This is a genomic window from Alloalcanivorax marinus (assembly GCF_016906305.1).
Taxonomy (GTDB): Bacteria; Pseudomonadota; Gammaproteobacteria; order Pseudomonadales; family Alcanivoracaceae; genus Alloalcanivorax; species Alloalcanivorax marinus.
This window is the reverse complement of sequence record NZ_JADDOL010000013.1, coordinates 55,207-80,791: the sequence shown is the minus strand read 5'-3', so window position 1 is coordinate 80,791 and position 25,585 is coordinate 55,207. Positions and strand designations below refer to the sequence as shown.

Here is a 25,585-nt window from a genome sequence, read left to right as displayed (position 1 = left end):
GGTCAGACTCCATGGCGGCGCAGCAACAACACCAGGAAAAATGGCCCGCCCAGCAGCGCCATCACCAGACCGATGGGCAGTTCCGCCGGCGCCACCAGGGTGCGCGCCAGGGTGTCGGCGAGCACGGTGAGCACCGCGCCCAGGGCGGCGGCGCCGGGAATCAGCCAGCGGTGATCGACGCCGATCAGCAGCCGCACCAGGTGCGGGGCCACCAGGCCCACGAAACTGATCTGGCCGGCGGCGGCCACCGCCGCGCCCACCGACACCGCCCCCAGCACCATCACCGCGCGCTTGGCCCGGGGCACCGCGTGGCCCAGGTGCAGGGCCGCCTGCTCGCCCAGCATCAAGCCGTTGAGCGGCCGTGCCAGCAGCGGCATCAGCACGATGCCCGCCAGCAGCCAGGGCGCCACCAGAGCGACGTCGGACCAGCGGCTGTGGGCCAGGCTGCCCATTGCCCAGAACGTGAGGGTGCGCAGTTCGTTGTCGTCGGCCAGGAAGGTGAGCACGCCGGTGAGCGCCATGGCGATGGCGCCGATGGCGATGCCCGCCAGCAGCAGCAAGGCGACCCGGGTTTCCCCGCCCCGGGAAGCGATGCGCCACATCAGTAAGGTGGTGATCAGGGCGCCGGCGAAAGCGGCCACCGGCAGCGCCTGATCGCCCAGGGCACCACCGCCGAGCACGATCACCGACACCGCCCCCAGGGCGGCGCCGGCGGAGATGCCGATCAGCCCCGGGTCCGCCAGGGGGTTGCGGAACAGCCCCTGCAGGGCGGCGCCGGTGGACGCCAGCGCCGCGCCCACCAGGGCCGCCATCAGGATGCGCGGCAGCCGCAGGTCCCGCACCACCAGATAACCGGGCTGCTCGCCGCCTTCCCAGACACCCCGCCACAGCGTCGCCGGGGCCACCGAAAAGGGGCCGGCCAGAGCGGCGATCACCATGCCCAGGGCCAGCAGACCCGCCAAGGCGGCCAGCGTCGGTGCCACCGGCCAGCGCCGGGGCTCAGCGGCCCTCACCGGTGGCCACCTCCAGCACCGCTTCCATGGCGTCCGGCAGGCGCGGGCCGAAGCCCAGCAGCCGCATGCCGTCGGCCACCAGCACCCGGCCATGGGCGCCGGCGTCGGTATGGTCCAGCAGCGGCAGCTGTTCCGGCTGGAAACTGCCCGGGCGGGTCTCGGCGATAATGATCAGTTGCGGATCGGCGGCCAGCACCGCCTCGGCATTGAGCGGCTTGTAGCCCTCCCCGTTGGTCACGTTGGGCAGCCCCAGCGCATCCAGAAAGGCCTGACCCTGGGTGCCCTTGCCCGCCACCTGCACGCCGTGGCGGCCGGCGGACAGCACCAGCAGAGTGCGCGGCGGGTCCGCCAGCGGCAGCCTTTTATCCAGGGTCGCGAAGCGCTCGCGCAGCTCGGCGTTCAGTTGCTCGCCCCGCTCTTGCAGATCCAGTGCCTGCGCCACCTGCTCGACCCGGGCCAACAGCCCGGCCGGGCTCCACTCCGGGTCGATCACACGCACCGAGGTGGCCTGTTTCAGCTGCGCCACCGCCGGCGGCGGGCCCGCCTCCCCGGACAGCAGCACCAGGTCCGGCTTCAGGGCCAGGGTGCCCTCCACCGGCAGCGCCCGCACATAACCGAGCTTGGGCAGTTGCCGCGCCGCCGCCGGATAGTTGCTGGTGGAATCCACCGCCACCAGCCGATCGCCGGCGTCCAGGGCATAAACGATTTCGGTCAGTTCGCCACCGGCCACCACCAGACGCTGCTGGGCCTGACCAGCCATGGAAAGACACAGGGCCAGCAGCCCGATCACCACTCGCATGCCAGCCCTCCGGCCATGACCGCTTCCACGGATTCCCGCACGAACGCGAACGCGGCCCGGGCGCCGCCCACCGCCTGGTCCTGCTGCGCATCGTTCAGGCCGAGTTCGTCCAGCTGGGCCTTGAAGCGCTTCCAATGCAGGCCGCGTCCGTCCGGATGGCCGGCCAGATGGCGGGCACCGAAGTCGGCGCTCAGGTCCAGTTCCTTCCGGGCGCGCTTGAACAGAAAGGCGGCGCCCAGATTGGAGCCCTCGTTGGTGTACAGCCAACCGATCACGGCGTCGCCGTCTTCGATGGCCACTGCCCGGCCGGCGGTGCGGTCCGCCTCGATGTCGGCCTCGGCGATGCCCAGATCGCGGCAATCCGCCTCGATCAGATCCACCCGGCTGCGCTCCAGCAGCCCCGGGAACCGTTGCTGCAGATCGTCGCGCTCATAGAGCGGCGCGGTGGCGGTCTGGAAACGCAGCTGCACGCGCAGGAAGCGCGCGTAGTGCGCGCGGTCCAGAAACGGCGACAGGGCGCTGATGCGGTTGTCCAGCGCGTCGTGGATGGCGTGGGTTTCCTGCTTGAGGCGGGCGGACAGAGTGCGGTCGGCTTGGGCGGGGTCGGCAAGCGTGGTCATCAGCGTTCCTCGTGATCGTTAAACGGGGGCGGGCCATTCAGGCCCCTTCCCCCCTACAACGAACGAGAACGGTCTTTTTACCAGAAAAGTCTCAGAACGCGGCGAACCGGTAACGCACTCCCAGGGCCGGCAGATCGGTGTCTTCCCCGGCCAGCCGGTAACGGGTCCAGGACAAGGAGGCGTCCCAGTGGTCGGTCAACCGTCGCTCGACGGCGGCGCCAAGGACCAGGCCGGTGCCCCAGCGGGTGCGTTCGTCGCCGGCCACGTCCAGCTCGGCGCGCCAGTGGATCAACCCCAGGCGGGCGGCCAGGGACCAGGCGTCGTTCAGGGCCCAGCGGTGGCCGGCGCTGGCTTCCAGACCCTGGCCGGCCACCGGGGTGGCGGCGGCCAGGGCGGCGGCGGACACCGGACCGGTGTTGTCGTAGGCCACCGCCAATTCGCCCAGGTCCGTGTAGCCCAGCTGCGCTTCCCAACGCCCGCCCCACTGGTAACCGACGTACAACCGGCCGGCGACGCGGCGGCGGTCGTCGACCCGCGCCTCCCCGGCCTGCCCGCGCAGGGCCAGCCTTTCATTGATGTCGCCGGTGTCCGCCCGGCTGTGGGCCTGACCCAGTTCCGCGCCCAGGAACAGGCCCTCGGCGTGGGCCAGGGGCGGCGCCAGCATCAGCACCGCCAGGGCCAGCGGGGCGGCGCGGCGGCCGCCGGCGGCCCGCCACAGCAGCAGCGGCGCCAGCAACCACCAGGCCAGACCGCCGGCACCGCCGCCGCTGTCCACGGTCACGGCGGTGATGGTGTAGCGAGCACTGGCCACCTCGGACACGTTCAGCCCGGCCTGGTAGCCGATCACCTTCACGGTGGTGTCGGTTTCCACGGTCAGGCGGGTGCCGTTGGCCACCTCGATGCCATGACTCAGGCTGGGTGTGGTGCCGTCCAGGGTGTAACGCAGGGTGGCCCCGGGGGACGAGCTTTCCAGGGTCACGGTGACCCCGCCCGGGTAGGCGCCGGCCGGCGGCGTGAAGCGCGGCGTGGCCACGTCCTCGGCGGCGGTGAGCGTCAACATGCAGGGCGACACGGCGCAGTCCGCGGCTTCCCGGCGGGTGGCCACGTAGTAGGGCGCCGTGGCTTCCAGCCAGTGGACGGCGCCGGCGTTCAGCGGCGGGGCGTAGAGCACGAAGTCGCCGTTGATGTCGGTAGTGGCCAGGTAGCGCTCGCCGTTCTCGTCGTCCAGGGGCGGCAACAAGGCACGGGCGCGGGTCTCCTGGAGCAGCACCACCTCGGCGTCGGGCAGGGGCGCGCCCAGCGAGTCCAGGATCACGCCCTGGTACACGGTGGCCGGTTCGGCGCGCATGGCCAGGGTGCCGTCCGCCAGCCCCGGCGAGGCGGCGGTCAGGGTCACCGGCAAGGCCGTGGCGAGCCCGTCCGGCGCGGTCACCGTGAAGCCGGCCGGGTTACCGTTGTCGGCCTCATCGCCGGCGCTGGCCGGACCGTCGGTCTGGATGCCGGCGCCCTGGGCGGCGGCGTCAGGGGCCAGGGTGACGGTGGCGCCGGGGGCGGCGCCGGTGACCGTGACGGCGGCGGAATGGCGTTGCGGGTCCAGGCTCAGCAGGGTGGCCCGGTCGGCGCTCAGCGACAGTGGCACGACGATCTCCACCACCCGTTGCCAGCCGGTTTCGCGGTCGATCACGGTGACCTGATAGGTACCGGCGAAAGCGCCGGTGTCCGGCGCCTGGAAGCGCACCGTGCAGGTGCCGGCGCCACAGGCGGGCGTCAGGCTGGACAGACCGCCGCCGGGGGCACGCACGTCCACCAGGTAGTCACCGCCCTCGCCGCCCTGGATGGTCAGGGTGCGGTCGCCGCCCGCGGGCAGCGGCGCGCCGCCGCCATCGTCCACCGCCAGAGGCGGATAGACGGCGCCGGAGGCTTCCGCCCAGTCGCTGGCTTCGTGGGTGGCGTTGCCCGGGAAGCGGGCCCGGAACCGGTACTCACCGGCGGCCAGGCCGCCGCTGAGGGTGTAGACGGCGGTGTCGGCGGCCAGGGCACGGCTGCCCAGGTCGGTCCAGGTGCCGTTGTCCTCGATCTGGAAATCCACCGCGCCGCTGGGCAGGGCCGCGTCGGCGCTCAGGGTGGCGGTGAGGTCGAAGTCCGTGTTCACGGTGGCCGGGGTGGCCGCCGCCAGGGTCAGCGCGGTGCCGATGGGTCGGTTCGCCAGATTGAAGGTCACCGGCGCGTCGGCGCCGGCCGCGTCGGCGCTGGCCAGGTACTCGCCCACCACGCCGTTGGCGGTGACCGCCACGGACGCCAGGCCGTCGGCGTCGATGGCCGCGGTCAGCGGGGCGCCGTCCAGGCCGGCGCCGGTGGCCGGCGCGGTGAAGGTGATTTCACCGCCGGCCACCGGTTCGTTCTGGCCACTGGTCACGGTCACCGCCAGGGGCACGTCGAAGTCCGCGTCCACCAGGGTTTCCTGATCGTCGCCGCCGGCCAGCGTCAGGGTGAAGCCGCGCGACTGCCAGGCCCCGGCGTCACAGCGACCGGTGCGCGCCACGCCACGTTGATCGGTGGCCAGACACTGGCCCGGCGGGACGGCGCCGATGGCCGGGCTGCCCGGCAGCAACGCGTACCGGGCGCCCTGGCGGGTCCACAGCGGCGCGGCGTCGATGATGCCCTGGCCGGCGGGATAGCCGCCCTCCACCACCGAGTCGGTGAAGGTGAGGGTCGGCGTCAGGCCCGGGTTGGCGGGCAGCGGCGCCGTGCTGAAGGTGGCGTCGCCGGCCACCACGCTGTTGCGCAGCTCCAGGGTCACCGGTCCCACCAGATCGGCGAGGGCGCCGTTCGGCGCGCGGTTGCCGGCAAGACTGAGGTGGCTGGCGGTGACTGTGACCGCGCTGTCCGCCTCCAGGGCGAGCGCCCCGCCCTGTCCGCCGGCCTCGTTGCCGGCCAGGGTCAGGTTGCCGAGCCCGGCGCTGGCCGCCGGGCCGGTCAGCCCGATTGCCAGGGCGCCGCCCCGGTCGGTGGCCCGGTTGTCGATCAGACTGAGGGCCTCCAGGGTCAGGGCAGCGGAGAAATTCTCCACGTTCAGACCGCCCCCGAAGGCGGCGTTGCCCTCGCGCAGGGTCAGGCCCGCCACCCGCACCGGACCGGTGGTGGCGGCCACGCTCAGAACACCGACCCGGCCTTCACCGCTGATCTCGATGTCCGCGCCCTGGCCGTCAATGTCCAGAGCCTGGTCGATCACCAGGGTGCCGCCATCGGCGATGCGGATGGCGTTGGCGCCGGTGCAGTCCAGGCCGGACCGGAAGCCCACCGTATTGCCGTCCACGGCGTTATCCAGAATCACCCGCAGGCTGTCCGGCTCGCCGCCGTCGGCGCAGGTGCCCACCGTCCAGCTGGCGTCATCGGCGGCGCGGGACTGGAAACTGCGCGTCGTGCTGGCTTCGGCCACTTCGTCGTTGCCGGCCTGCTCCGCCACCACGGTGATGGTGCCGGTGCCGTTCACGGTGAGGGTGTCTCCGGCCACGCTGGCCGGGCCGCTGTCCACCCGGAAGGTGATCGGCAGGCTCCGGTCGCTGCGGGCGCTGAGCGGCACCTGGATCGGCGAACCCGGGTAATCCTGGTCGGCGATGGCGTCAAAGGTCAGCGTCTGACCCTGCTTGGCCACGGTCAGGGTGCGGCTGACGCTGGCGGCCAGGTAGTCGTCATTGCCGGCCTGGGACACGGTCAGTTCAGTGCTGCCGGCGCCCACCGGCGTCACGTTGCCGGCGCTGTCCACGGTGGCCACCGCCGGGGTGGCGCTGGCATAGCTCAGGGTCAGGCCGGAGTCCACGCTGGCGCCCAGGTTGAAACCCGGATCTCCCACGGTGAGCGGGGCCGGCGCCGGGAAAGTGATGGTCTGGGCGGCTTTTTCCACCACCAGGGTGCGCGCCACGTCGCCGGCCGGCAGGTAGTTGTCACTGCCCGCCTGACTGGCGGTGATCGTGGCGCTGCCGGCGCCAATGATGGTAGCGGCGCCGCCGCTGACGGTGACCACGCCCGGGTTGTCGCTGGCGTAGCTCACCGGCAGCCCGGAGGAGGCGCTGCCGCCCAGAGCGAAGGCGGCGTCCCCCACGGTGTACGTGGCCAGCGCCGGGAAGGTAACGGTCTGGCCGGCCTTGGCGATGGTCAGGGTGACGTCGGTGTCGCCGGCGTAGTTGCCGTCGTCGGTCTCCACGTGAACCGCGTAGTCGCCGGCGTCGGTGGGCGCGGTGGCGACGCCGTCATAGGTTACCGTCACCGGCACGCCGGCGGGGGTGGTGGTCACGGTCACCGCCTTGGGGCTGCCGTCATAGGTGCGGTCGGTGCCGGTGACGGTGAGCGTCACCGTACGCGGGTCCACGGTCACCGTGCGGTTCACCGGGGTGGCCGCGTTGTAATTGCCGTTGCCCGCCTGGCTGGCGGTGAGCGTCACGCTGCCGGCGCCGACGATGGTGGCGGTGGTGCCGCTCACCGCGATCACGTCGCTGTCGGAACTGGCGAAGCTGGGCGTCAGGCCGGCGTCGCTGCTGGCGCTGAGGGTGAAAGCGCTGTCGCCGAAGGTGACCGTGGACGGCGGCGAGAAGGTGAGGGTCTGGTCCGCCTTGGTGACCGTGTGGCCGGTGCTGGTGGGGCCGCTCTGGTAGTGATCGTCGTCCCCGGGATAACTGGCGCGGAACGTATAAGCGCCGACACCGTAACCGTCCGGGATGCTGAAGACAGCGGTGCCGCCGTTGAGGGTGGCGGTGCCCAGGCTATCCCAGCCGGTGCCGTTGGCGCGTTCGAAGCTGACGTTACCGGTGGCGCTGCCCGGGCTCACGGTGGCGACCAGGTTGATGGTCTGCCCGTAGGCGCTGGCGCCGCCGGTGGCCAGGGCGGTGGTGGTGGCCACCAGGACCTTGGTGGGATCCGTGGCGGTGGCGCCGTCCACGTCGCCGCCGCCGGTCACCATGGCCTGGTTGGTGAGGCTGGCGGCGGCGTCGCCGGCCACGTCCACGGTCAGGGTCACCGGGGGGTAGCCGGCGCCCGGGGCGAGGACGTCGTCACGGGTGCAGCTGACCGTGGCCACATTGCAGTTCCAGCCGGTGCCGCTCAGGGCGGTGGCGGACAGGCCGGCGGGCAAGGTGTCGGTCAGGGTGACGGGGCTGTCCAGGGTGTCCCCCGGGCCCTGGTTGCCCACGGTCAGGGTGTAGGTGGCGCCGGTCTGGCCCTGGTGAAAATCGCCGCCGTGCGTCTTGGTCAGGGTCAGCTCCGGTGGCGGGATCACCCGGAACTGGAAAGTCTCCTGACTCTGGTGGCTTTCCTGGACGCCACCATTATTGGTATAGCCGGTGGCGGTCAGGGTCACGGTGGTGGTGCCGTACTCCCCCGCCGCCGGGGTCAGAGACAGGGTGCGGGCGTTGCCGGTGCCACTCAGCCGCAGGCCGGATGCGGGCAACAGGGTGGTGTCGTCGGCGCTCACGCTGAGTGTCAGCAACGGGGTCTGGTCGGCATCACCCACATAGAAATCCAGGTCCCGGGTGGGCGCGCCCTCGAGCAGGCCGAGGATTTCATTATCGGCGATCAGGCTGAGGGTGGGATGGGCCTCGTAGGCGCCGATGTCCGGGGTCGCCAGGGGGGTGGCCGAGGCCGCGGCGACGGCCCGCCGCCAGCCGCGCTGGTCGGTGGCGAGATTGGCGCCGGGCAGGCCGGCATCGCCGGCGTCCAGCGCCGGGCTGCCGTTGGCCAGGGCCACGGTGCGGGTGAAGCCGTTGTTGTCGGCCAGCTCAGTCAGGCCCGGTTCGGCCACGCCCACCTGGTTGCCCTGGACACCGTCCGCCAGGCCGCCGGCGCCACCGGTGCCGACCAGGTTGTGGGCGCTGTTGCCATCCAGATCGCCGCCCACGTCGCTGGCCTCGTCGTTCCCCAGGCGGTTGACCGCCACCAGGGTGTTGTAGAGGGTCACCGGGGCGTTGTCGTTGGCCACGTTCAGGCCGCCGCCCCGGCCGTTGCCGGTGCCGCCGCTGTCGGCGGTGTTGCCGGTGGCGGTGACGTGCACCAGCCGCAGCTCGGAGGCACCGGCCGCCGGCGCCAGATTCAGGCCGCCGCCGTTGGTGGCGGCGCGGTTGCCGGAGAAGGTGCTGTTGGTGAGGTGTGCTTCGCCGTCCAGGTCGGCGATCACCAAACCGCCGCCGGGGCCGCTGGCGGCTTCGTTGTCGGCCAGGGTGCTGTCGATGACCTCCGCCCGGGCGCCGATCTGATAAAGGCCGACGCCGCCGGCGCTGCCGGCCCGGTTGCCGTTAATGGCGACCCGGTCCAGGGTCACGGTGCCGGTGTGGCTTACGGACAGGGCGCCGCTATCACCCGCCGGGGTGCCGTTGTGCTCCACCCGGTTGTCGCGGAAAACGGATCGCTCCACCCGGACCTCGGCGCCGTAGAAGGCGGCCACGGCACCGCCGGTGCCGGCCGGGCTGTCGACCACGTTGTCGGTGAACAGGGTGTTGTAGAGGGTCAGGGTGCCGGCGCCGTTGCCGGTGGCGTCCTCGCTGCCGTCCCAATCCAGGGCGCCGCCGTAGCCGTTGCCGTTGTTGTAGCCATGGCGCAGCCACAGGGCGGCAAAGCGGGTGTCGAAGGCGTTGCTGTAAGAGGGATTGATGCGGAACAGCTGGCCATTGGCCGCCTCCCCGGCGGTGGTGCCCGCCTGCAGGATGGTGGCGGTGGGGTCCGCGTCCTGATCACCGCCGCCACCGACCAATGTCATGGCACGCTCGATCACCAGGGTGGCGCCGAGGGTGTAGGTCCCCACCGGCAGGTTGATGGTCACCAGCGCTTCGCTGCTCTCGGGAATGGCGTTGGCCTCGGTGACCGCCTGGCGCAGCGTGCAGACGCCGCCGCCCTGGCAATCACCGCCGGCGGCATCTCCATTGCTGTTCACCGTCAGGGTGAGCGCCTGGGACAGGGAGGCCAGCCCCAGCAGCCCCAGAGTCACCAGCGCACGTCCCAGTAGCCCGGCCGGGCCACGGGGCCGGGCGGTTCCTTTATTGGTTCTCACATTGTCCCCCAAAAATAGCAAAGGCGCGGCGCGCCGCGCGTCACGACCTGGACGGGAAAAGCCCCACCAAGGCAATGATGAAATTGAGTCCCAGGCCGGGTTGTCGATTGTTGTGCGGGTGGGAGCCACCGGCGGTTTCCAGAGCCTGCGGCGACATGTGCACGTCGGCGGCGCCGTCGCTGTAGACCCGGGCCCGGCTGCGCCGGTCGCCGGCCCAGATGGCGCCGTCCGGCGAGGCACTGTCCGGCCCGCCACTGCTGGCGCGGATGTCACCGTGGCCATGGACCGGCATCTGCGCTTCGGTGAGCGTCACGGTGGCGGCGCCGCCCTTTTCGCCCAGGCGGCGGTCGGTGAGACCCGGCCCCTGGCCCGCGTGCAAGGGCGCGCGGCCCTGCAGGTCCGGCAGCCCGAAGGTGGTGCGCCCGTCGCCGCCGTAGGTGGTGCCCGTCAGGGAAAAGAGCGCCGTATTCTGAGCGATCGGCAGCAACTGGCCGTTGCAGAAGGCCCAGCCACGGGGCGAGAAACTGCCGGCGAAGATACGGATTTCCGCGATGAAGGGTTCGGACATGGTCGCCTCTCAGTTCCGGGACGGAAACAGCCCCTGCAGGGCAATGCAGAAGTTCAGCGCCAGCGACGGCTGGCAGTTCTGGTGGGCCTGGGCGGCACCGCTGTGGTTGGCGTCCACCGCCCCGGACGCCATGGCCAGCCCCGCCGCCGGGCCATAAAACGCCTGGCTGGTCACCCCCCAGGTGTGACCACCCGGCGTGGTGGCGTCGGCGGGCGCACTGCTGGCGCGAACACCATGGCTGTGCGCGGGCATTTCCGCCTGGCTCAGGATGTGCGTTTCGGTGCCGAACTTCTGCCCCTGGGTGATCGGGTCGTCGGCCCCGCCGAGGTGGGTCGGGGCGCGGCCGCGCAGATCCGGCAGCGCGAAGGAGACCCGGCCGTCGCCGCCATAGGCGGTCCCCAGCAGGGAGTACATGGCCTGGTTCTGGTTGATGGGCAGAATCTGGCCATCGCAGAACGCCCAGCCCCGGGGCGCGAAGTTGAACCCGACAATGCGGATCTCGGCGAGAAAGGGTTCGGACATGGCGGGGCCCTCCTAGTTTCGGCTCGGATAGATGCCGAACAGGGCGATGATGAAGTGCACCCCCAGGAACGGCATCATGTTGTCGTGCGGCTGGTTCCCGCCGGCCGGCTCCACCAGGCCGGCGGCCATGGTCTGGTCCGGGGTGTCCCGCCGATAAATGGCATTGGGGGCACCGGCCCAGACGTTGCCCTCGGGGAAACGGCTGCTCGCCGCCGCCGAGGTCCCCCGGGGCCGGTGCTCATGGCCGGGAATCTGGTTGCCGTTCAGCGTTACCTTCTCCTCCCCCCAGGCACTTCCCAGAGGCCGCTCGGTGAGCCCCGGGCCCTGGCCGGCGTGTACCGGAACGCGACCGCGCAAATCCGGCAAGCCGAAGGTGGTCTGGCCATCGCCGCCGTAGACGGTTCCGAGCAGGGAAAACAGGGCGTCGTTCTGGCTCACCGCCAGCACCTGGCCGTCGCAGAACGCCCAGCCACGGGGCGCGAAATTGCCGGCGAACAGGCGAATTTCGCCCACGAAAGGTTCGGACATGGCTTATTCCTCCTCGCCGGTGCCGTTGAGCTGGCTGAACACCGCCTGGTAGCGGTCCCGGTCCGGGTCGCCGTCGGCGGGCTGGATGTACAGGGTCACGCGACCGGCGGTGGGGTGTTCCAGGGGCCAGCGGCCTTCAGGCAGATCCACCCCGGGGGCGGTGGAGAAATCCAGCATGAACTGCTCCACCGTGTCGTCCACGGTATGGTCCACCACCCGCTCCAGCACGGCGTCCACCACGCCGTAGGTGGGATGACCCAGATAAAACGTCTGCCCCTCCAGGGAACGGAACAGGCGGGCCCGCAGGGAGCGCGCCTCCTCCAGCGACGGCGTGACGGGCTCGGCGGCGGCATCGCCACCGCCACCACCGCCACAGCCGGCCATCAACATGGGCAGGGTCGCCACCCCGACCAGAAAGGCGCGTCGGTCCATCTTTTCCCCCACAATCAACATGCCGGCTTGCGCCGGTCGGATTCAGTTATTGAACAGCGCCTCGTAGACGGCGCCTTCGCCCCCTTCGGAAAGCGGCACCAGGAACAGCCACTGCTCGCCCAGCGTCTCGTGACGCAGGCGGTAGGTTTGCTGCGACAGGGCCGGCTCCGCCGGGGCATGGAAAATCATTGAAAAGGCCTCACCCGGGCCGGTGACCGGATTCACCTCCCGCAACCACAGGGTCAACGGCGGCGTCAGATCGAGCACGAAGCCACTATCCAGAGCCGCCCGGGCCTGGGTCAGGGTCAGACTCATGCCCGGGCCTCCACGGTCGGCGGCCACCACACCAGGGCTTCATGGAAGTCGCCACGGGCGCCTTCGGAGCGGAAACCGAGCCGGGCGTAGAGCTCACGGGCACCGGCGTTTCCGCGGTCCACCGCCAGCATCACCGGCGCGGCCACCCGCTCGGCGGTACGCTGCATGGCCCGCAGCAGCGAGGCACCGTGCCCCTGACCACGGGCGGCGGGAATCAACGACAGATCCACCACGTGCACGCGGCCGGCGCTGAAATCCAGGATCAACCGGCCGATACGGTCCTGGTGCAGGCCGATGATGAAATGCATGGCTTCCGGGAAATCACGGCCATAGCCTTCGGTCTGGGCGTTGAATTGCAGATCGATGAGGGAGGCGGCGAGCTCGGCATCCGGCAACAGACTCAGGTCCGACCGGGTGGCCGCGTACAGCTCACGCAGAAAGGCGGCGTCGGACGTCCGCGCAGGACGCAGCGTCAACCCGCCGGGCAGGTCAAAGGTTCCGGTCAGCATTTATCCCCCACAATCCGGGTCGGTGCCTGTTATTCAGTCACCCGGCTCCGTACCCACCATGATCGAAGGCGGGACATTAGCACGACCCATGGCACCGTGCCACTGCCCTGCTCAGGGGGCTCAGAAGAAGCCGGCGCTGGCGGCGCCGGGCTGTTCCAGGGCGTCGGCGATCTGGTGCAGGGCATGGGCCAGGTCCTGGCGGCTGGCCGGGCCGCCCAGGCACAGGCGCACCGCCTCCGGCGGCTTGCCATTGACGGCGAAGGCATCGCTGACCACCACGTTGATGTTCTGGGCGCGCAGCCGGGCGGCGAATGCCACCCGGCTCCAGGCCTCGGGCATCTTCAGCCACACATGGAACGCCTCCGGGTGGGAGCGGTAATCGGCGCCGGCGAGAATCTCGGTGACCAGCGCCTGGCGGGCCTGGGATTCCTGGCGGGTCAGCGACAGCGCCAGATCGGCGGTGCCGTCCTGCACCCAGCAGGAGGCCAGCGCGGCGGTGATCGGCGAGGCCATCACGGTGGTGGCGCGCAGGGTCACGGTGAGCCGTGAACGGACCCGGGCCGACGGCAGCGCCAGGTAGGCCACGCGCAACCCGGCCCCCAGGGACTTGCTGAACCCGCACAGATAGTAGGTGAGCTCCGGCACCAGGTTGGCCAGCGCCGGCGGCCGGTGACTGGGCAGCAAACCATAGGCGTCGTCCTCGATGATCGGCAGGTTGTGCTTGCGGGCGATCTGCGCCACCCGGTGGCGGCGCTCCTCATTGAGCGTCACCACCGCCGGGTTGAGCAACACCGGATTGCAGTACAGCGCCTTGGGATGGTGTTCGGCGCACAGCCGCGCCAGGGCGTCCGGGTCAAAGCCGTCCTCATCCAGCGGCAACCCCACCAGGCGAATGCCGAGCTGGCCGGCGATGGCGCGCAGGCCCGGATAGGTCAGCGACTCGCAAAGCACCACGTCACCGGGCCGCGCCAGGCTGCCGAGCACCGCCAGCAGCGCGCTCTGCACCCCCGGGCACACCAGCACCCGGTCCTCGCTGACGCGCAGAGGGCGACGCTGCAGCCAGGCCACCGCCGCTTCCCTGTCTTCCGCCGACCCGCCGAATTCCTGGTAACGCATCAGCGGCTGCAGGTCCGGCCCCAGTGAGCGCAACCCCGCCTCCATGCGCTCGCGCAGCAGCGGATCGCGGGGTTCCGGCGGCAGGTTCATGGTCATGTCCACGGCGCGGGCGGCGCTGGCGCTGCGCCGGCTGGGCCGGCCCGGCTGACAGACGAAGGAGCCCTGCCCCACCCGCGAATAGATCAGCCCGCGCCGCTGGGCCTCGTTGTAGGCCCGGGACACGGTGGCGTAGTTGAGCTTGAGGGCACCCGCCAGGTCGCGCAGTGGCGGCAGGCGTTCGCCCACGGTCAAGCGCCCGGCCAGGATGTCATCGCCGATGGCGTCGGCGATACGAAGATAGACCGGCTTGTTGCTCGTTTTGAGTTCGGGTTTCCAGCCGTCGCCGGCGCTGCCCATGGTCGCCCTCTCCGTCTTTTTCGCACTATCGATGGTCATTTTCTGCACCAGGGTTGTTCACCCGCCCCGGCCACCGGCGCCGGCCGGGCTCGCTTTGATTGGTCGCCGCTTCCCCCGCCGCCGACGCACCCCGGCCAAACGCCGCCCATTGGGCCACAGAGGCCACAACCAATCAATCAATTTGCGAGTTGATTGGCATCTTGATTGCAGTTGGTTGCCAGTGCCCGACCCCGGGCGACACAACGACATACGCAGAGGGAGGCGGCTATGCCCACCGTAGAAAAAGCAGCGCACCAGAAAGGTGACTTCTTCGTCGACTACGAAGAGAAGGTGTTCGAGGACGTCAAGGCGGAACCCGGCGAGAGGGCCCTGGTGACCTTCCATACCGTGGCATTCGAAGGCTCCATCGGCCTGGTCAACCTGTTGCAGGCCACGCGCCTGCTGCGCAAAGGGTTCGATACCTCGGTGCTGCTGTATGGTCCCGGGGTCACCCTGGGCCTGCAGCGGGGTTTCCCGACCCTGGGCGACGAGGCCTTCCCGGGCCATTTGGCGATGAACAACCAGCTCACCAAGTTCATGGGTGAAGGCGGCAAGGTGTTTGCCTGCCGGTTCGCGCTGCAGGCGCTTTACGGCCACGGCGAGCCGTCATTGATTGAGGGAATTACACCAATCAATCCGCTGGACGTGCTGGACCTGGTGCTGCTCCATCGCCGGGACAACGCCTTCATCCTCGACACCTGGACCCTGTAAGGAGGGCGCCATGAACGAGGCAAGGACGGTACGGGCGGCGGCGGCGCAGATCGCGCCGGACCTGGACAGCGCCGGCGGCACCCTGAACAAGGTGTGTGCCTGGATCGACGACGCCGCCGAGCGCGGCGTGCAACTGCTGGTTTTCCCGGAAACCCTGGTGCCCTACTACCCCTACTTCTCGTTCGTGCGCGCCCCGGCGTTCTCCGGCCCCGACCACCTCGCCCTGTACCAGCGGGCGGTGACGTTGCCGGGCCCGGAGATCGACCGGGTCGCCGAGCGCGCTCGCCGCCACGGCATGGTGGTGGTGCTCGGCGTCAACGAACGGGACCGGGGCACGCTCTACAACACCCAGGTGGTCCTGGACGGTGACGGCCGGCTGTTGCTCAAGCGCCGCAAGATCACGCCCACCTACCATGAGCGCATGATCTGGGGCCAGGGCGACGCCAGTGGCCTGCAAGTGGTGGACAGCGCCGTGGGCCGGATCGGCGCCCTGGCCTGCTGGGAGCACTACAACCCGCTGGCCCGCTACGCGCTGATGACCCAGCACGAGGAAATTCATTGCGCCCAGTTTCCCGGCTCCATGGTCGGCCAGGTGTTCGCCGACCAGATCGAGGCGGCCATGCGCCATCACGCCGCCGAGTCCGGCTGCTTCGTGGTCAACGCCACCGGCTGGCTGGAGGAGCACCAGATCCAGGCCATCACCGACGACCCGGCGCAGCAAAAGGCGCTGCGCGGCGGCTGCATGACGATGATCGTGTCGCCGGAAGGCAAGGTGCTGGGCGAGCCGGTCACCAAGGGCGAAGGGCTGTGCGTGGCGGACCTGGACATGGCGCTGATCCTCAAACGCAAGCGGATGATGGATTCCGTGGGGCATTACGCGCGCCCGGAATTGCTGAGTCTGCTGATCGACCGCCGCCCGGCGGCCACCGTTCACGACCTGCACCCTATTCACGGCCCCGAGGGCGGAGACACCGCCGGGGCCCCCATCGGGAGCGATGAGCATGAGCAGCAAGAGTACCCGCTTCAATCAGCGGCTCATCAATGAGCTGCAGACCCGGGGCGTGCGGCTGAGCGACCCGGCCGCCGGCGCCCCCAGCCGCCGTGGCGGCGCCGGCCCCTCCGACCACAAGGCGGTGGAGATCGGCGGCAAGGTGGTGATGATCCCGGTGCACACCGCCGGCGCCGGCGATTCCCCCTATGAACTGGACGGCAGCCGGGTCACCCGGGGTGGCGAGGAGATCGCGCGCATGGCGTTCACCGACCGGCCACGCTTCTACGATCTGAGCACCGCCGACGGCGTGCCCTACTCCCACATCGCCACCCTGCACGGCCGGGACGTGCTCGCCACCACCGTTCTGCAGACCTGCATCCGCTACAACAATCGCAAGGTGTCCTGCCAGTTCTGCGCCATCGGCCAGTCCCTGGACGAGGGCCGCACCATTGCCCACAAAACGCCGGCGCAGCTGGCCGAGGTGGCGAAGGCGGCGGTGGCGCTGGACGGCGTCAAACACATGGTGATGACCACCGGCACCCCCAATCTGCAGGATCGCGGTGCCCGGGTGCTGTGCGACAGCGCCAGCGCCGTGCGCGCCGCCGTGGACCTGCCGATCCAGGGCCAGTGCGAGCCCCCGGACGACCGCGTCTGGTTCCGGCGGCTGCACGACAGCGGCATCGAGAGCCTGGGCATGCACCTGGAAATCGCCACCCCGGCCCTGCGCGAAACGATCATGCCCAGCAAGGCGTCGATCAGCGTGGACCAGTATCTGGAAGCGTTCGCCGACGCCGTGGACGTGTTCGGGCGCGGCCAGGTGAGCACCTATCTGCTGGCCGGCCTGGGCGATACGGTGGAAGACACCCTGGCCCTGTGCCGGCAACTGGTGGCACTGGGCGTGTACCCGTTCGTGGTGCCGTTCGTGCCGATTTCCGGCACCCCGCTGGAACATCACCCCTCGCCCTCGGCGGCGCACATGCGCCGTATCCTGGAGCCGCTAAGCGCGCTGCTGCGCGGCGGCGGTCTGCGCTCGGCGGACATCAAGGCCGGCTGCGGCCGGTGCGGCGCCTGCTCGGCGCTGTCCGCGTTCGAGGACGATGCCCGCGAGATCGATCCCCTGGAGCATGCCTCATGATCCTGGAGCCGGTGACGCCGTTCCGCAGCCGCGAGTACGCGGTGAAGCTGACCTCCGAGGCCTGGGAATACCAGGCCGCCCGTGAGCTCCGCCGCCGGGTGTTCTGCGCTGAACAGGGTCTGTTCGACGGCGACGACGGCGATGCCCTGGACCGCCGCGCCCTGACCATCGTGGCGGTGGCCTACGTGGCCGGCGGCCCGGACGAAGTGGTGGGCACGGTGCGCATCCACAGCGACCGCCCGGGCATCTGGTACGGCTCGCGGCTGGCGGTGGCACGCGGCTACCGGCGCGACGCCCACCTGGGCAGCGCCCTGATCCGCCTGGCGGTGGGCAGCGCCCGGGCGCGCGGCTGCCAGGCGTTCTTCGCCCAGGTGCAGGCCGTCAACGAACCGCTGTTCCGCGCCCTCCATTGGGACAGTCTGCGCGCCCTGACGCTGCACGGTCTTGATCATGTATTGATGCGCGCCCGCCTGTCCCACTACCCGCCGCTGCCGGAGGGGCGCCTGCCGCTGCTGGCCACCGGCCGGCGCGCGTCCTAGGGAGGCCCCGTGGATCTGGAGACGCTGATCACCACTCTGCGCGCCGCCCCGGCGTTCGCCCACAAGGCCGACATCCGCCCGGTGATGGCGGGTCTGGCCGGCCTCGACAGCGGCCACCTGCCCCTGGGCGACGACGCCGCCGCCCTGGCCGACGGCGACGGCTTTCTGCTGATGGCCATGGAAGGCTTCGTCAACGAGTTCGTGGCCGCCGAGCCGTTCTTCGCCGGCTACTGCGGCGTGATGGTGAACGTCAGCGACATCGCCGCCATGGGCGGCCGTGCTCTGGCGGTCACCGACGCGCTGTGGAGCCAGGGCGACGATCAGAGCGCGGCGATCCTGGCCGGGCTGCGCGAGGCGGCGGGCAAATACGGCGTGCCACTGGTGGGCGGACACAGCAACGCCCACTGCGACCGGCCGCAACTGTCGGTGGCGATTCTGGGCCGCGCCCAGGCCCTGCTGACCAGCTTCGACGCCCGCCCCGGGGACACCCTGCTGGTGGCCTGCGATCTGCGCGGTCGCTACCGGGCCGTGGGCGACAACTGGGACGCCAGCAGCGACGCTCCCGGAGCGCGCCTGCGCGGCGACCTGGCGATCCTGCCGGGGCTGGCGGAGGACGGCCTTTGCCGGGCCGGCAAGGACATCTCCATGGCCGGGCCGGTGGGCACCGCCCTGATGCTGCTGGAAGCCTCCGGGGTGGGCGCGGAACTGAGCCTGGACGCGCTGCCCCGCCCGCCACACGCCCCCCTGGAGCGCTGGCTGCGCACCTTCCCCAGCTATGGCTTCGTGCTGGCGGTGGCGCCGGACCGGGTGGCCGAGGTAAGCCGGCGCTTTCAGGCCCGGGACCTGGCCGTGGCCGAGGTCGGCCGGGTCACCGACGGCGACCAACTGACCCTGAGCCTGGGCAATCAGCGTCACCCGTTCTGGAACCATCAGCAAACCCCGTACCTGGGCCGCCCCTTCGTCCCTCGTTCTCCCCTTTCCCGTCAAGGAGGTCACCATGCCTGAAGTGCACTTCAACGTGCGCTGGCCGGACCACAGCGAACAGCGCTGCTACTCCCCGTCCACCGTGATCCACGATTTTCTGCGCGCCGGCGAGAGTTATCCGCTGGCGGAATTCCTGGCCCTGAGCCGGGACGCCCTGACCCTGGCCGGCGATCGCGTGGAGCAAAAGTACGGCTTCCGCTGCACCAGCGCCGACAGCCAGCTGCTGGCCCTGGAAACCCGCGGCCGGCAATTCGCCGGACAAGCGGATGCCCGCGTCACCGTCACCCGGGTGGGTGCCGTCACCACCGAGGAGGAAACCCCATGACCTTCGCCAAACGCCATTACCCGGTGATCGTGGTGGGCGGCGGCCAGGCCGGCCTGTCCACCAGCTATCTGCTCCGGCAAAGGGACATCGACCATCTGGTGCTGGAGAAGGAGCAGGCTTTTCACGCCTGGAAGGAGCAACGCTGGGACAGCTTCTGCCTGGTCACGCCGAACTGGCAATGCCGGCTGCCGGACCACCCCTACGACGGCGACGATCCCCACGGCTTCATGGTCAAGGAGGACATCGTCGCCTGGATGGAACGGTTCCGCGCCGCCTTCGATCCGCCCCTGATCGAGGGCATTACCGTTCGGGCGGTACGCGCCCTGCCGGTGGGCGGCTACCGTCTGGACACCGACCGGGGCCCGCTCACCGCCGACCAGGTGGTGATGGCGGTGAGCAGCTATCACCGGCCCAAGGTACCGGGTTACGCGCGCCGGCTGCCGGCGCGCATCAAACAGGTGGACGCCTCCGCCTATCGTAACCCCGAGGCGCTGCCGGAGGGCGCGGTGCTGGTGGTCGGCACCGGCCAGTCCGGCTGCCAGATCGCCGAGGACCTGCACCTGGCCGGCCGCCGGGTGCATCTGGCGGTGGGCCCGGCGCCCCGGGTTTCACGCTTTTACCGGGGCCGCGATGTGGTGGACTGGCTCGACGACATGGGCCATTACCGGATTCCGGTCCAGGATCACCTCACCGAGGAACAGGTGCGCGCCAAGGCCAACCACTACGTCACCGGCCGCGACGGTGGCCGCGACATCGACCTGCGCCGTTTCGCCCTGGAGGGCATGCGCCTGCACGGCCGGCTTGAAACCGTGGAAGCCGGCCAGGCCCGCTTCGGCGATGACCTGGGCAAAAACCTGGACCAGGCCGATGCCACCAACGCGCGCATCAAGAACAGCATCGACGACTACATCGCCCGCGAGGGCATCGACGCGCCCACCGAGCCGCCCTATGAACCGGTGTGGGAACCGCCCCGGGACCTGGACAGGGAACTGGACCTGGAAGCGGAAGGCATCGCCGCCGTGATCTGGTGCATCGGCTATGCACCGGACTTTTCCTGGATCGACGCCCCGGCCTTCGACGCCACTGGCTACCCCAAACACCGGCGCGGCGTCACCGCCAGCCCGGGTCTCTATTTCCTGGGCCTGCCCTGGCTGCACACCTGGGGCTCCGGGCGTATCTATGCCATCGCCGAGGACGCCGAATACCTGGTCAACCGTATCGAAGCGGCGCGGCTGCCGTTGCGCGAGCAATACCTGGCCGGTATCGCCTGAGCATAAAAAAGATTTATCGCGTATTAGCGGGAAAGTTTCGCTCCAGCCGGGGCGCGACTCAGGGCGCGACGGCAGCTTCAGATGAACAACAAAAAAGCCCCGCCTTGCGGCGGGGCTCCGGGGTCGCGGAAAGCGGCTTTGTTGTTATTTGAACATCTCGCCCTTTTCCGCTTTTTCCACCAGCAGTTTCGGCGGCGTGAAGCGCTCGCCGTAGGTGCTGGCCAGTTCCTGGGCGCGCGCCACGAAGCCGCGCAGGCCACCCTCGTACTGGTTCATGTACTGCACCACGCCGCCGGTCCAGGCCGGGAAGCCGATGCCGAAGATGGAGCCGATGTTGGTGTCGCCCACCGAATCGATCACCCCTTCTTCGAAGCACTTCACGGTTTCGATGGCCTCGGCGAACATCATGCGCTCCTGCATGTCCTGGAACGGGATCGGGTCCCGGGCCGGGAATTGCTCTTTCAGACCCGGCCACAGGTGCGCCTTGCCCCCTTCCGGATAGTCGTAGAAGCCCTTGCCGTCCAGCTTGCCCGGGCGGTCCAGGTCGTTGACCATTTTTTCCATCACCGCCAGGGCCGGGTGCCGCTGGGCTTCGCCCCCGGCCTTCTCGGCGGCCTGCTTGTACTCGCCGGCGATCTTCAGGGACAACTTCATGTTGATCTCGTCGATCAGCTTGAGCGCGCCCACCGGGTAACCGGCCTGGGTGGCCGCCTGTTCGATGGAGTTGGCGTTCTGCCCTTCACCGACCATGGCGATGGCCTCGTTGATGAAGGTGCCGATCACACGGCTGGTGAAGAAGCCCCGGGAATCGTGCACCACGATGGGGGTCTTCTTGATCTGCAAGGTGTAGTCGAACACCTTGGCCAGCACTTCGTCGCTGGTGTTCTTGCCGCGGATGATTTCCACCAGCGGCATCTTGTCCACCGGGCTGAAGAAGTGGATGCCGATAAAGTTATCCTGCTTCTTCACGCCTTCGGCCAGGCCGGTGATCGGCAGCGTGGAGGTGTTGGAGCCGAGCACCGCGTCCGGATTGACCACGTCCTCGATTTCCTGGAACACCTTGTGCTTGAGTTCGGTGTTCTCGAACACCGCCTCGATCACGAAGTCCACGCCTTCCAGATCCTTGGCGTCGGCGGCCGGGGTGATGCGCGCGAGGATTTCTTCTTTCTTCTCCTGGCTCATCTTGCCCTTGGACACTTCCTTGTCGAGCAGCTTCTCGGAGTAGGCCTTGCCTTTCTCCGCGTTCTCGATGGACACATCCTTGAGCACCACCTGCGCGCCGGAGCGGGCGGTGACGTAGGCGATGCCCGCGCCCATCATGCCGGCGCCCAGCACCGCCACCTTTTCCGCCTTGTACTTGGGCACGTCCTTGGGACGGCTGGCGCCGGCGTTGATCGCCTGCAGGTTGAAGAAGAACGCGTTGATCATGTTCTTCGCCACCTGACCGCGCGCCAGTTCCACGAAGTAGCGGCCTTCGATGGTCAGGGCGTCGTCGAAGCCCACCTGGGCGCCTTCCACGGCGGCGGCCATGATGTTGCGCGGCGCCGGGTAGTTGGCGCCCTTGAGCTGCTTGCGCAGGTTGGCCGGAAACGCCGGCAGGTTCTGCGCGAACGCCGGGGTGCTGGGGGTGCCGCCGGGGATCTTGTAGCCCTTCTCGTCCCAGGGTTGTTTGGCTTTCGGGTTGGCTTTGATCCACGCCCGGGCCTTGGCCAGCATGTCGTCTTCGCTGTCGGCGATGTCGTCGATGAGGCCCACGGATTTGGCTTTTTCCACCTTCAGCCGCTGGCCCTGCATCAGCACCTGCATCAGAGCGTTCTGGATGCCCAGCATGCGCACCGTGCGCACCACGCCGCCGGCGCCGGGCAGCAGGCCCAGGGTCACTTCGGGAAAGCCGAACTGGGCCTTCGGATTGTTCAGCGCCACCCGGTGATGGCAGGCCAGGGCAATTTCCAGGCCACCGCCCAGAGCGGTGCCGTTGAGCGCCGCCACCACCGGCTTGCCCAGGGTTTCCAGGCGGCGCAGCTGGGCCTTGCCGGCTTCCACGCCCTTGGCGAATTCCGGGGCGTTTTCCTTGGTCACCTTGGCCAGATCGCGCAGGTCGCCGCCGGCGAAGAAGGTGCTCTTGGCGGAGGTGATGATCACCCCGGCAATGTCGTCCTTCTCTTTTTCCAGGCGGCTCACGGTCTCTTCCATGGAGCGCATGTAGCGCTCGTTCATGGTGTTGGCGGATTGCTGGGGATCGTCCAGGATCAGGGTGACGATGTGGTCCGCGTCCTGTTCCCAGCGGATAGTCGATTCAGTCATGGTGTTCTCTCCGTTGGGTCCGTTACAGACGCTCGATGATGGTGGCGATGCCCATGCCGCCGCCCACGCACAGGGTGCACAGGGCGAATTTCTTGTCGCGGCGTTCCAGCTCGTCGAGCGCCGTGCCCAGGATCATGGCGCCGGTGGCGCCCAGCGGATGGCCCATGGCGATGGCGCCGCCGTTGACGTTGACCTTGTCATGGCTGAGGCCCATGTCCTTCATGAAGCGCATGGCCACGGAGGCGAAGGCTTCGTTGATTTCCACCAGGTCCATCTGATCCACGGTCATGCCGGCTTTCTTCAGTACCTTGCGGCAGGCCGGGGCCGGGCCGGTGAGCATGATGGTGGAATCGGCGCCGCTGATGGCGGTGGCCACGATGCGGCCGCGCGGCGTCATGCCGTAGTCCTTGCCCACCTGCTCGTTGCCCAGCACCACCAGGGCGGCGCCGTCGACGATGCCGGAGGAATTGCCGCCGGTGTGCACGTGGTTGATTTTCTCCACCTGGTGGTACTTCTGCAGAGCCACGGCGTCGAAGCCGCCCATCTCGCCCATCACCGCGAAGGAGGGGTTCAGCTCGCCGAGCTTGTCGGCGCTGGTGCCGGGACGAATGTGCTCGTCCTTTTCCAGCACCATCATGCCGTTGCGGTCCTTGACCGGCACCACGGAGCGCTGGAAGTAGCCTTTCTCCCAGGCGTTGGCGGCGCGCGCCTGGGATTCGGCGGCGAACTCGTCCACGTCACGGCGGGAGAAGCCTTCCAGGGTGGCGATCAGGTCCGCGCCGATGCCCTGGGGCACGAAGCCGGTGTCGTAGTTGGTGATCGGGTCCATGGCCCAGGCGCCGCCGTCGGCGCCCATGGGCACCCGGCTCATGGCTTCCACGCCACCGGCCAGGATCAGATCGTCCCAGCCGGACGCCACTTTCTGGGCGCCGGTGTTCACCGCTTCCAGGCCGGAGGCGCAGAACCGGTTGAGCTGGTAGCCGGCCACGGTGTCCGGCAGACCGGCGGCCAGGGCGGCGGTCTTGGCGATGCAGGCCCCCTGGTCACCGATCGGCGTGACCACGCCGAGCAGCACGTCGTCGATGCGGTTTACGTCCATATCGGGGAAGCGCGCGCGCACTTCGTCGATCAGACCCACCACCAGGTCCAGCGGCTTGACGGTGTGCAGGGAACCGTCGCTTTTGCCGCGACCCCGCGGGGTACGGATAGCGTCATAAATATAGGCTTCGGTCATGTAACCTTTCCTCTCGCCTTGGGCAGTAACCGGCGCGGCGCGGGCGGGGCCCGGCGGCACCGGCGTCGATGAAAAGCAGACGGCCAGGGTGCCCCAGCCCCGCCGGCGCGGCAATGACAGGAGCGCTCAGCCGCCCTGAGCGGAACGGCCAGCGCATCGCGGATCGCGGCTGAAGCCGCTCCTGCACGGACTCGGTAAGCGCCGCGGGAGCGACTTCAGTCGCGATCCGCCGGGCGCGGCGGCCATTGCATGCCGCCCGGCGCGGCCCCAGGGTAACCACCAAACCGACAAAGGAGATCGTCATGCTTTCCCTGGATGAGGCCCGTTCCCTGGCCGCCAGCCTGGCCCAGCAGGGCCGCGGTATCGCCACCCGACCGGCGGCCCGCCAGCCGGCGGAGCCGCTGGAGCTGTACGAAATGGAAGGCTGCCCGTTCTGCCGGCTGGTGCGCGAGGCGCTCACCGAGCTGGACCTGGACGTGCTGATCCACCCCTGCCCCAAGGGCGGCGATCGCTACCGGCCCCTGGTGGAGAAGCTGGGCGGACGCCAGGCCTTTCCCTATCTGATGGACCCCAATACTGGCGTGGCGCTGTACGAATCCGCCGACATCATCGACTACCTGTATCGCGAGTACGGCGGCCGTCCGGCGCCCGGCGGCTGGCGCCTGCGGGCCCGCACCGCCGCCTCCATGGCCGCGTCGCTGACCCGCGCCGGTCACGGGCTGCGCGCCCGCGAGGCGGCGGTGCCCGAGCAGCCGCTGATCCTTTATTCCTTCGAGGGCAGCCCGTTCGCCCGGCTGGTGCGCGAGCGGCTCTGCGAGCTGCAGCTGCCGTACCTGCTGCGTCAATGCGGGCGCGATCAATGGCAGGACTGGGTGCTGCCGCCCATGCGCAAGGCCCTGGAAATGGAGTACCTGCCCACCCAGCGACACCGCCAGGAATTGCTGGCCCGGGCGGGCCGCGTGGCGGTGCCCTACCTGATCGACCCCAACACCGGCGAGGAGCTGTTCGAGTCGCGGCGTATTCTCGATTATTTACAGACCCGTTACGCCCGCTAAAAAAGGTGCGCGGGGACCTTCTCCACATGCGTTTTCGGTGCTATATAGGGGTTGGGAGCCCTCTCCCATCCACAACACAGCTTAAAGAGTAGCGAACATGAGTCGTCGCCAATTTGATGACTACGACGCCCGCGAGTGGGAAGAAGAACACCAGCGCGTCAGCAAGGAACGCCGTAAACGGGAAGCCAAACAACAGCGGCACCACCTCGACGACGAGGAAGCCGCCCCTCAGGGCCGTTCCCGCCCGCAACGCCAGCCACACTGACCCGCGTTCCGCCGGCCCCATCGCCCGGAGCAGCCCGCCGCTGCTCCGCGCTTTCGCTTTGCCGGCGCGCCGGGGTGCCAGCGATCCGCGAGGTTGCTACTATCTTCGGTAAGGGCATTCGCCGGATGACGAATCCCCGACCCGTGACCGCGTTTCGAGGAGAGGAGCCATGGGCGACTACGACGACGACCTGTTCCGCCGTGAAATGGCCGGCGTGGCCCCCCTCAAGGACGATGACCGGGTGCGGGAGCACCGCCGCCGGGAACCCACCCTGAGCCAGCGGCTGCGGCGCGCCTCCGCCACCGCCCGCCCCAACCGCGACCCCAACCCCCTGACCGTGCCCGAACGGGTGCCCGAGGCGGGCCCCTACGACATCGTCGGCGTCAAGAAGAACGGTGTGCAGGAAGGGGTCTACCGCAAGCTGAGGCTGGGCAAGTACGACCCGCAGGCGCGCCTGGATCTGCACCGGGTGCGCCTGATGGAGGCCCGCGATCAGGTCTACCTGTTTATCCGCGAAGCCCAGCAGAATGGCCAGCGCACGGTGCTCATCAACCACGGCAAGGGCCAGCACAGCGAGCGCCCGGGTCTGCTGAAAAGCTACGTGATGCATTGGCTCAGCGAGTTTGATCAGGTGCTCGCCTTCCACAGCGCCCCGCCCCAGCAGGGCGGCGCCGGCGTGACCCTGGCGCTGCTGCGCAAGACCGATACCGCCAGCCAGAAGAATCGGGAATTCTTCTACGAGCGCAGCCGCGCCCAGCGGTGAGTGATCCCGGGCCTCGCGACTGAAGTCGCTCCTACGGGGCGTTTGTAGGAGCGACTTCAGTCGCGAGGCCCGCGGCCTGTTCTTCGACACCCATTCATCAAAGCGTCATCCCCCG

Annotated in this window: 23 protein-coding genes; 10 read left to right on the top strand and 13 right to left on the bottom strand. The window is 69.5% G+C overall.

The annotated features are described in order from the left end of the window. Nucleotides 1–2: 2 nt before the first annotated feature. The 11 genes from IM760_RS12225 to IM760_RS12175 form a co-directional block, all read right to left on the bottom strand. Nucleotides 3–1,013 carry a FecCD family ABC transporter permease gene (locus IM760_RS12225; RefSeq protein WP_338021396.1) on the bottom strand — a complete coding sequence of 337 codons (1,011 nt, stop codon included), beginning with the start codon at nucleotides 1,011–1,013 and terminating at the stop codon, nucleotides 3–5. Continuing rightward, nucleotides 1,000–1,812, bottom strand: a complete 813-nt coding sequence (locus IM760_RS12220; protein ID WP_204429629.1) for a heme/hemin ABC transporter substrate-binding protein — start codon at nucleotides 1,810–1,812, stop codon at nucleotides 1,000–1,002. Before IM760_RS12220 ends, IM760_RS12225 begins: the two co-directional genes overlap by 14 nt. Next, nucleotides 1,800–2,432, bottom strand: a complete 633-nt coding sequence (locus tag IM760_RS12215) for a biliverdin-producing heme oxygenase (protein WP_204429628.1) — start codon at nucleotides 2,430–2,432, stop codon at nucleotides 1,800–1,802. Before IM760_RS12215 ends, IM760_RS12220 begins: the two co-directional genes overlap by 13 nt. A 91-nt stretch (nucleotides 2,433–2,523) precedes the next feature. Next, nucleotides 2,524–9,405 carry a choice-of-anchor Q domain-containing protein gene (locus tag IM760_RS12210; RefSeq protein ID WP_204429627.1) on the bottom strand — a complete coding sequence of 2,294 codons (6,882 nt, stop codon included), beginning with the start codon at nucleotides 9,403–9,405 and terminating at the stop codon, nucleotides 2,524–2,526. A gap of 103 nt (nucleotides 9,406–9,508) precedes the next feature. Beyond that, nucleotides 9,509–10,036 carry a phage tail protein gene (locus IM760_RS12205; protein WP_204429626.1) on the bottom strand — a complete coding sequence of 176 codons (528 nt, stop codon included), beginning with the start codon at nucleotides 10,034–10,036 and terminating at the stop codon, nucleotides 9,509–9,511. Between the two features lie 9 nt (nucleotides 10,037–10,045). Next, on the bottom strand, nucleotides 10,046–10,558 hold the full coding sequence (locus IM760_RS12200; protein WP_204429625.1) for a phage tail protein: 513 nt from the start codon (nucleotides 10,556–10,558) through the stop codon (nucleotides 10,046–10,048). 12 nt (nucleotides 10,559–10,570) lie between these two features. Further along, nucleotides 10,571–11,086 carry a phage tail protein gene (locus IM760_RS12195; protein WP_204429624.1) on the bottom strand — a complete coding sequence of 172 codons (516 nt, stop codon included), beginning with the start codon at nucleotides 11,084–11,086 and terminating at the stop codon, nucleotides 10,571–10,573. A 3-nt stretch (nucleotides 11,087–11,089) separates the two neighbouring features. After that, nucleotides 11,090–11,518 (bottom strand): DUF6916 family protein, encoded by a 429-nt coding sequence (locus IM760_RS12190; protein WP_204429622.1) that lies wholly within the window; start codon nucleotides 11,516–11,518, stop codon nucleotides 11,090–11,092. A 42-nt stretch (nucleotides 11,519–11,560) separates the two neighbouring features. Further along, nucleotides 11,561–11,833: a DUF6916 family protein gene (locus IM760_RS12185; RefSeq protein ID WP_204429620.1), complete on the bottom strand. Its 273-nt coding sequence runs from the start codon at nucleotides 11,831–11,833 to the stop codon at nucleotides 11,561–11,563. Next, a complete protein-coding gene (locus IM760_RS12180; protein WP_204429619.1) occupies nucleotides 11,830–12,342 on the bottom strand; it encodes a GNAT family N-acetyltransferase in 513 nt (170 codons plus the stop codon). The genes IM760_RS12185 and IM760_RS12180 overlap by 4 nt, the downstream gene beginning before the upstream one ends. A 120-nt stretch (nucleotides 12,343–12,462) precedes the next feature. Further along, complete coding sequence (locus IM760_RS12175; RefSeq protein WP_239549779.1) at nucleotides 12,463–13,854, bottom strand: aminotransferase-like domain-containing protein; 1,392 nt, start codon at nucleotides 13,852–13,854, stop codon at nucleotides 12,463–12,465. A 267-nt stretch (nucleotides 13,855–14,121) separates the two neighbouring features. Here IM760_RS12175 and IM760_RS12170 point away from each other — a divergent pair, with 267 nt between their 5' ends. From IM760_RS12170 to IM760_RS12140, 7 genes are read left to right on the top strand one after another with little or no spacing between them, the layout of a single operon-like run. Then, entirely contained in the window at nucleotides 14,122–14,604 is a 483-nt protein-coding gene (locus IM760_RS12170; RefSeq protein ID WP_204429617.1) for an MSMEG_0572/Sll0783 family nitrogen starvation response protein, read from the top strand. A 10-nt stretch (nucleotides 14,605–14,614) separates the two neighbouring features. After that, nucleotides 14,615–15,649: a Nit6803 family nitrilase gene (locus IM760_RS12165; RefSeq protein ID WP_204429616.1), complete on the top strand. Its 1,035-nt coding sequence runs from the start codon at nucleotides 14,615–14,617 to the stop codon at nucleotides 15,647–15,649. Then, nucleotides 15,606–16,730, top strand: a complete 1,125-nt coding sequence (locus IM760_RS12160; protein WP_204429615.1) for an MSMEG_0568 family radical SAM protein — start codon at nucleotides 15,606–15,608, stop codon at nucleotides 16,728–16,730. Before IM760_RS12165 ends, IM760_RS12160 begins: the two co-directional genes overlap by 44 nt. Continuing rightward, nucleotides 16,727–17,269 (top strand): MSMEG_0567/Sll0786 family nitrogen starvation N-acetyltransferase, encoded by a 543-nt coding sequence (locus tag IM760_RS12155; RefSeq protein ID WP_204429614.1) that lies wholly within the window; start codon nucleotides 16,727–16,729, stop codon nucleotides 17,267–17,269. The genes IM760_RS12160 and IM760_RS12155 overlap by 4 nt, the downstream gene beginning before the upstream one ends. A 9-nt stretch (nucleotides 17,270–17,278) precedes the next feature. Continuing rightward, complete coding sequence (locus IM760_RS12150; RefSeq protein ID WP_204429613.1) at nucleotides 17,279–18,274, top strand: sll0787 family AIR synthase-like protein; 996 nt, start codon at nucleotides 17,279–17,281, stop codon at nucleotides 18,272–18,274. Continuing rightward, the gene (locus IM760_RS12145; RefSeq protein WP_204429611.1) at nucleotides 18,267–18,578 is read left to right on the top strand and encodes an MSMEG_0570 family nitrogen starvation response protein; all 312 of its coding nucleotides are present in this window, start codon (nucleotides 18,267–18,269) and stop codon (nucleotides 18,576–18,578) included. The genes IM760_RS12150 and IM760_RS12145 overlap by 8 nt, the downstream gene beginning before the upstream one ends. Further along, on the top strand, nucleotides 18,575–19,849 hold the full coding sequence (locus IM760_RS12140; protein WP_204429609.1) for an MSMEG_0569 family flavin-dependent oxidoreductase: 1,275 nt from the start codon (nucleotides 18,575–18,577) through the stop codon (nucleotides 19,847–19,849). The genes IM760_RS12145 and IM760_RS12140 overlap by 4 nt, the downstream gene beginning before the upstream one ends. 144 nt (nucleotides 19,850–19,993) lie before the next feature. On the opposite strand, the gene IM760_RS12135 is transcribed toward IM760_RS12140, so the two are convergent. Continuing rightward, nucleotides 19,994–22,153, bottom strand: coding sequence for a 3-hydroxyacyl-CoA dehydrogenase NAD-binding domain-containing protein (locus tag IM760_RS12135; RefSeq protein WP_204429607.1), 2,160 nt, complete (start codon nucleotides 22,151–22,153; stop codon nucleotides 19,994–19,996). Nucleotides 22,154–22,175: 22 nt separating this feature from the next. After that, a complete protein-coding gene (locus IM760_RS12130) occupies nucleotides 22,176–23,387 on the bottom strand; it encodes an acetyl-CoA C-acetyltransferase (protein WP_204429606.1) in 1,212 nt (403 codons plus the stop codon). Nucleotides 23,388–23,689: 302 nt separating this feature from the next. Between IM760_RS12130 and IM760_RS12125 the strand changes: the two genes are divergently transcribed. The 3 genes from IM760_RS12125 to smrA all read left to right on the top strand — a co-directional run bounded on the left by IM760_RS12125 (nucleotide 23,690) and on the right by smrA (nucleotide 25,470). Then, nucleotides 23,690–24,442 carry a glutathione S-transferase N-terminal domain-containing protein gene (locus tag IM760_RS12125; protein ID WP_204429604.1) on the top strand — a complete coding sequence of 251 codons (753 nt, stop codon included), beginning with the start codon at nucleotides 23,690–23,692 and terminating at the stop codon, nucleotides 24,440–24,442. Nucleotides 24,443–24,539: 97 nt separating this feature from the next. Then, nucleotides 24,540–24,707 (top strand): hypothetical protein, encoded by a 168-nt coding sequence (locus tag IM760_RS12120; protein ID WP_204429603.1) that lies wholly within the window; start codon nucleotides 24,540–24,542, stop codon nucleotides 24,705–24,707. A gap of 169 nt (nucleotides 24,708–24,876) precedes the next feature. Next, the gene (gene smrA / locus IM760_RS12115) at nucleotides 24,877–25,470 is read left to right on the top strand and encodes a DNA endonuclease SmrA (protein ID WP_204429602.1); all 594 of its coding nucleotides are present in this window, start codon (nucleotides 24,877–24,879) and stop codon (nucleotides 25,468–25,470) included. The last annotated feature ends 115 nt before the right edge of the window (nucleotides 25,471–25,585 follow it).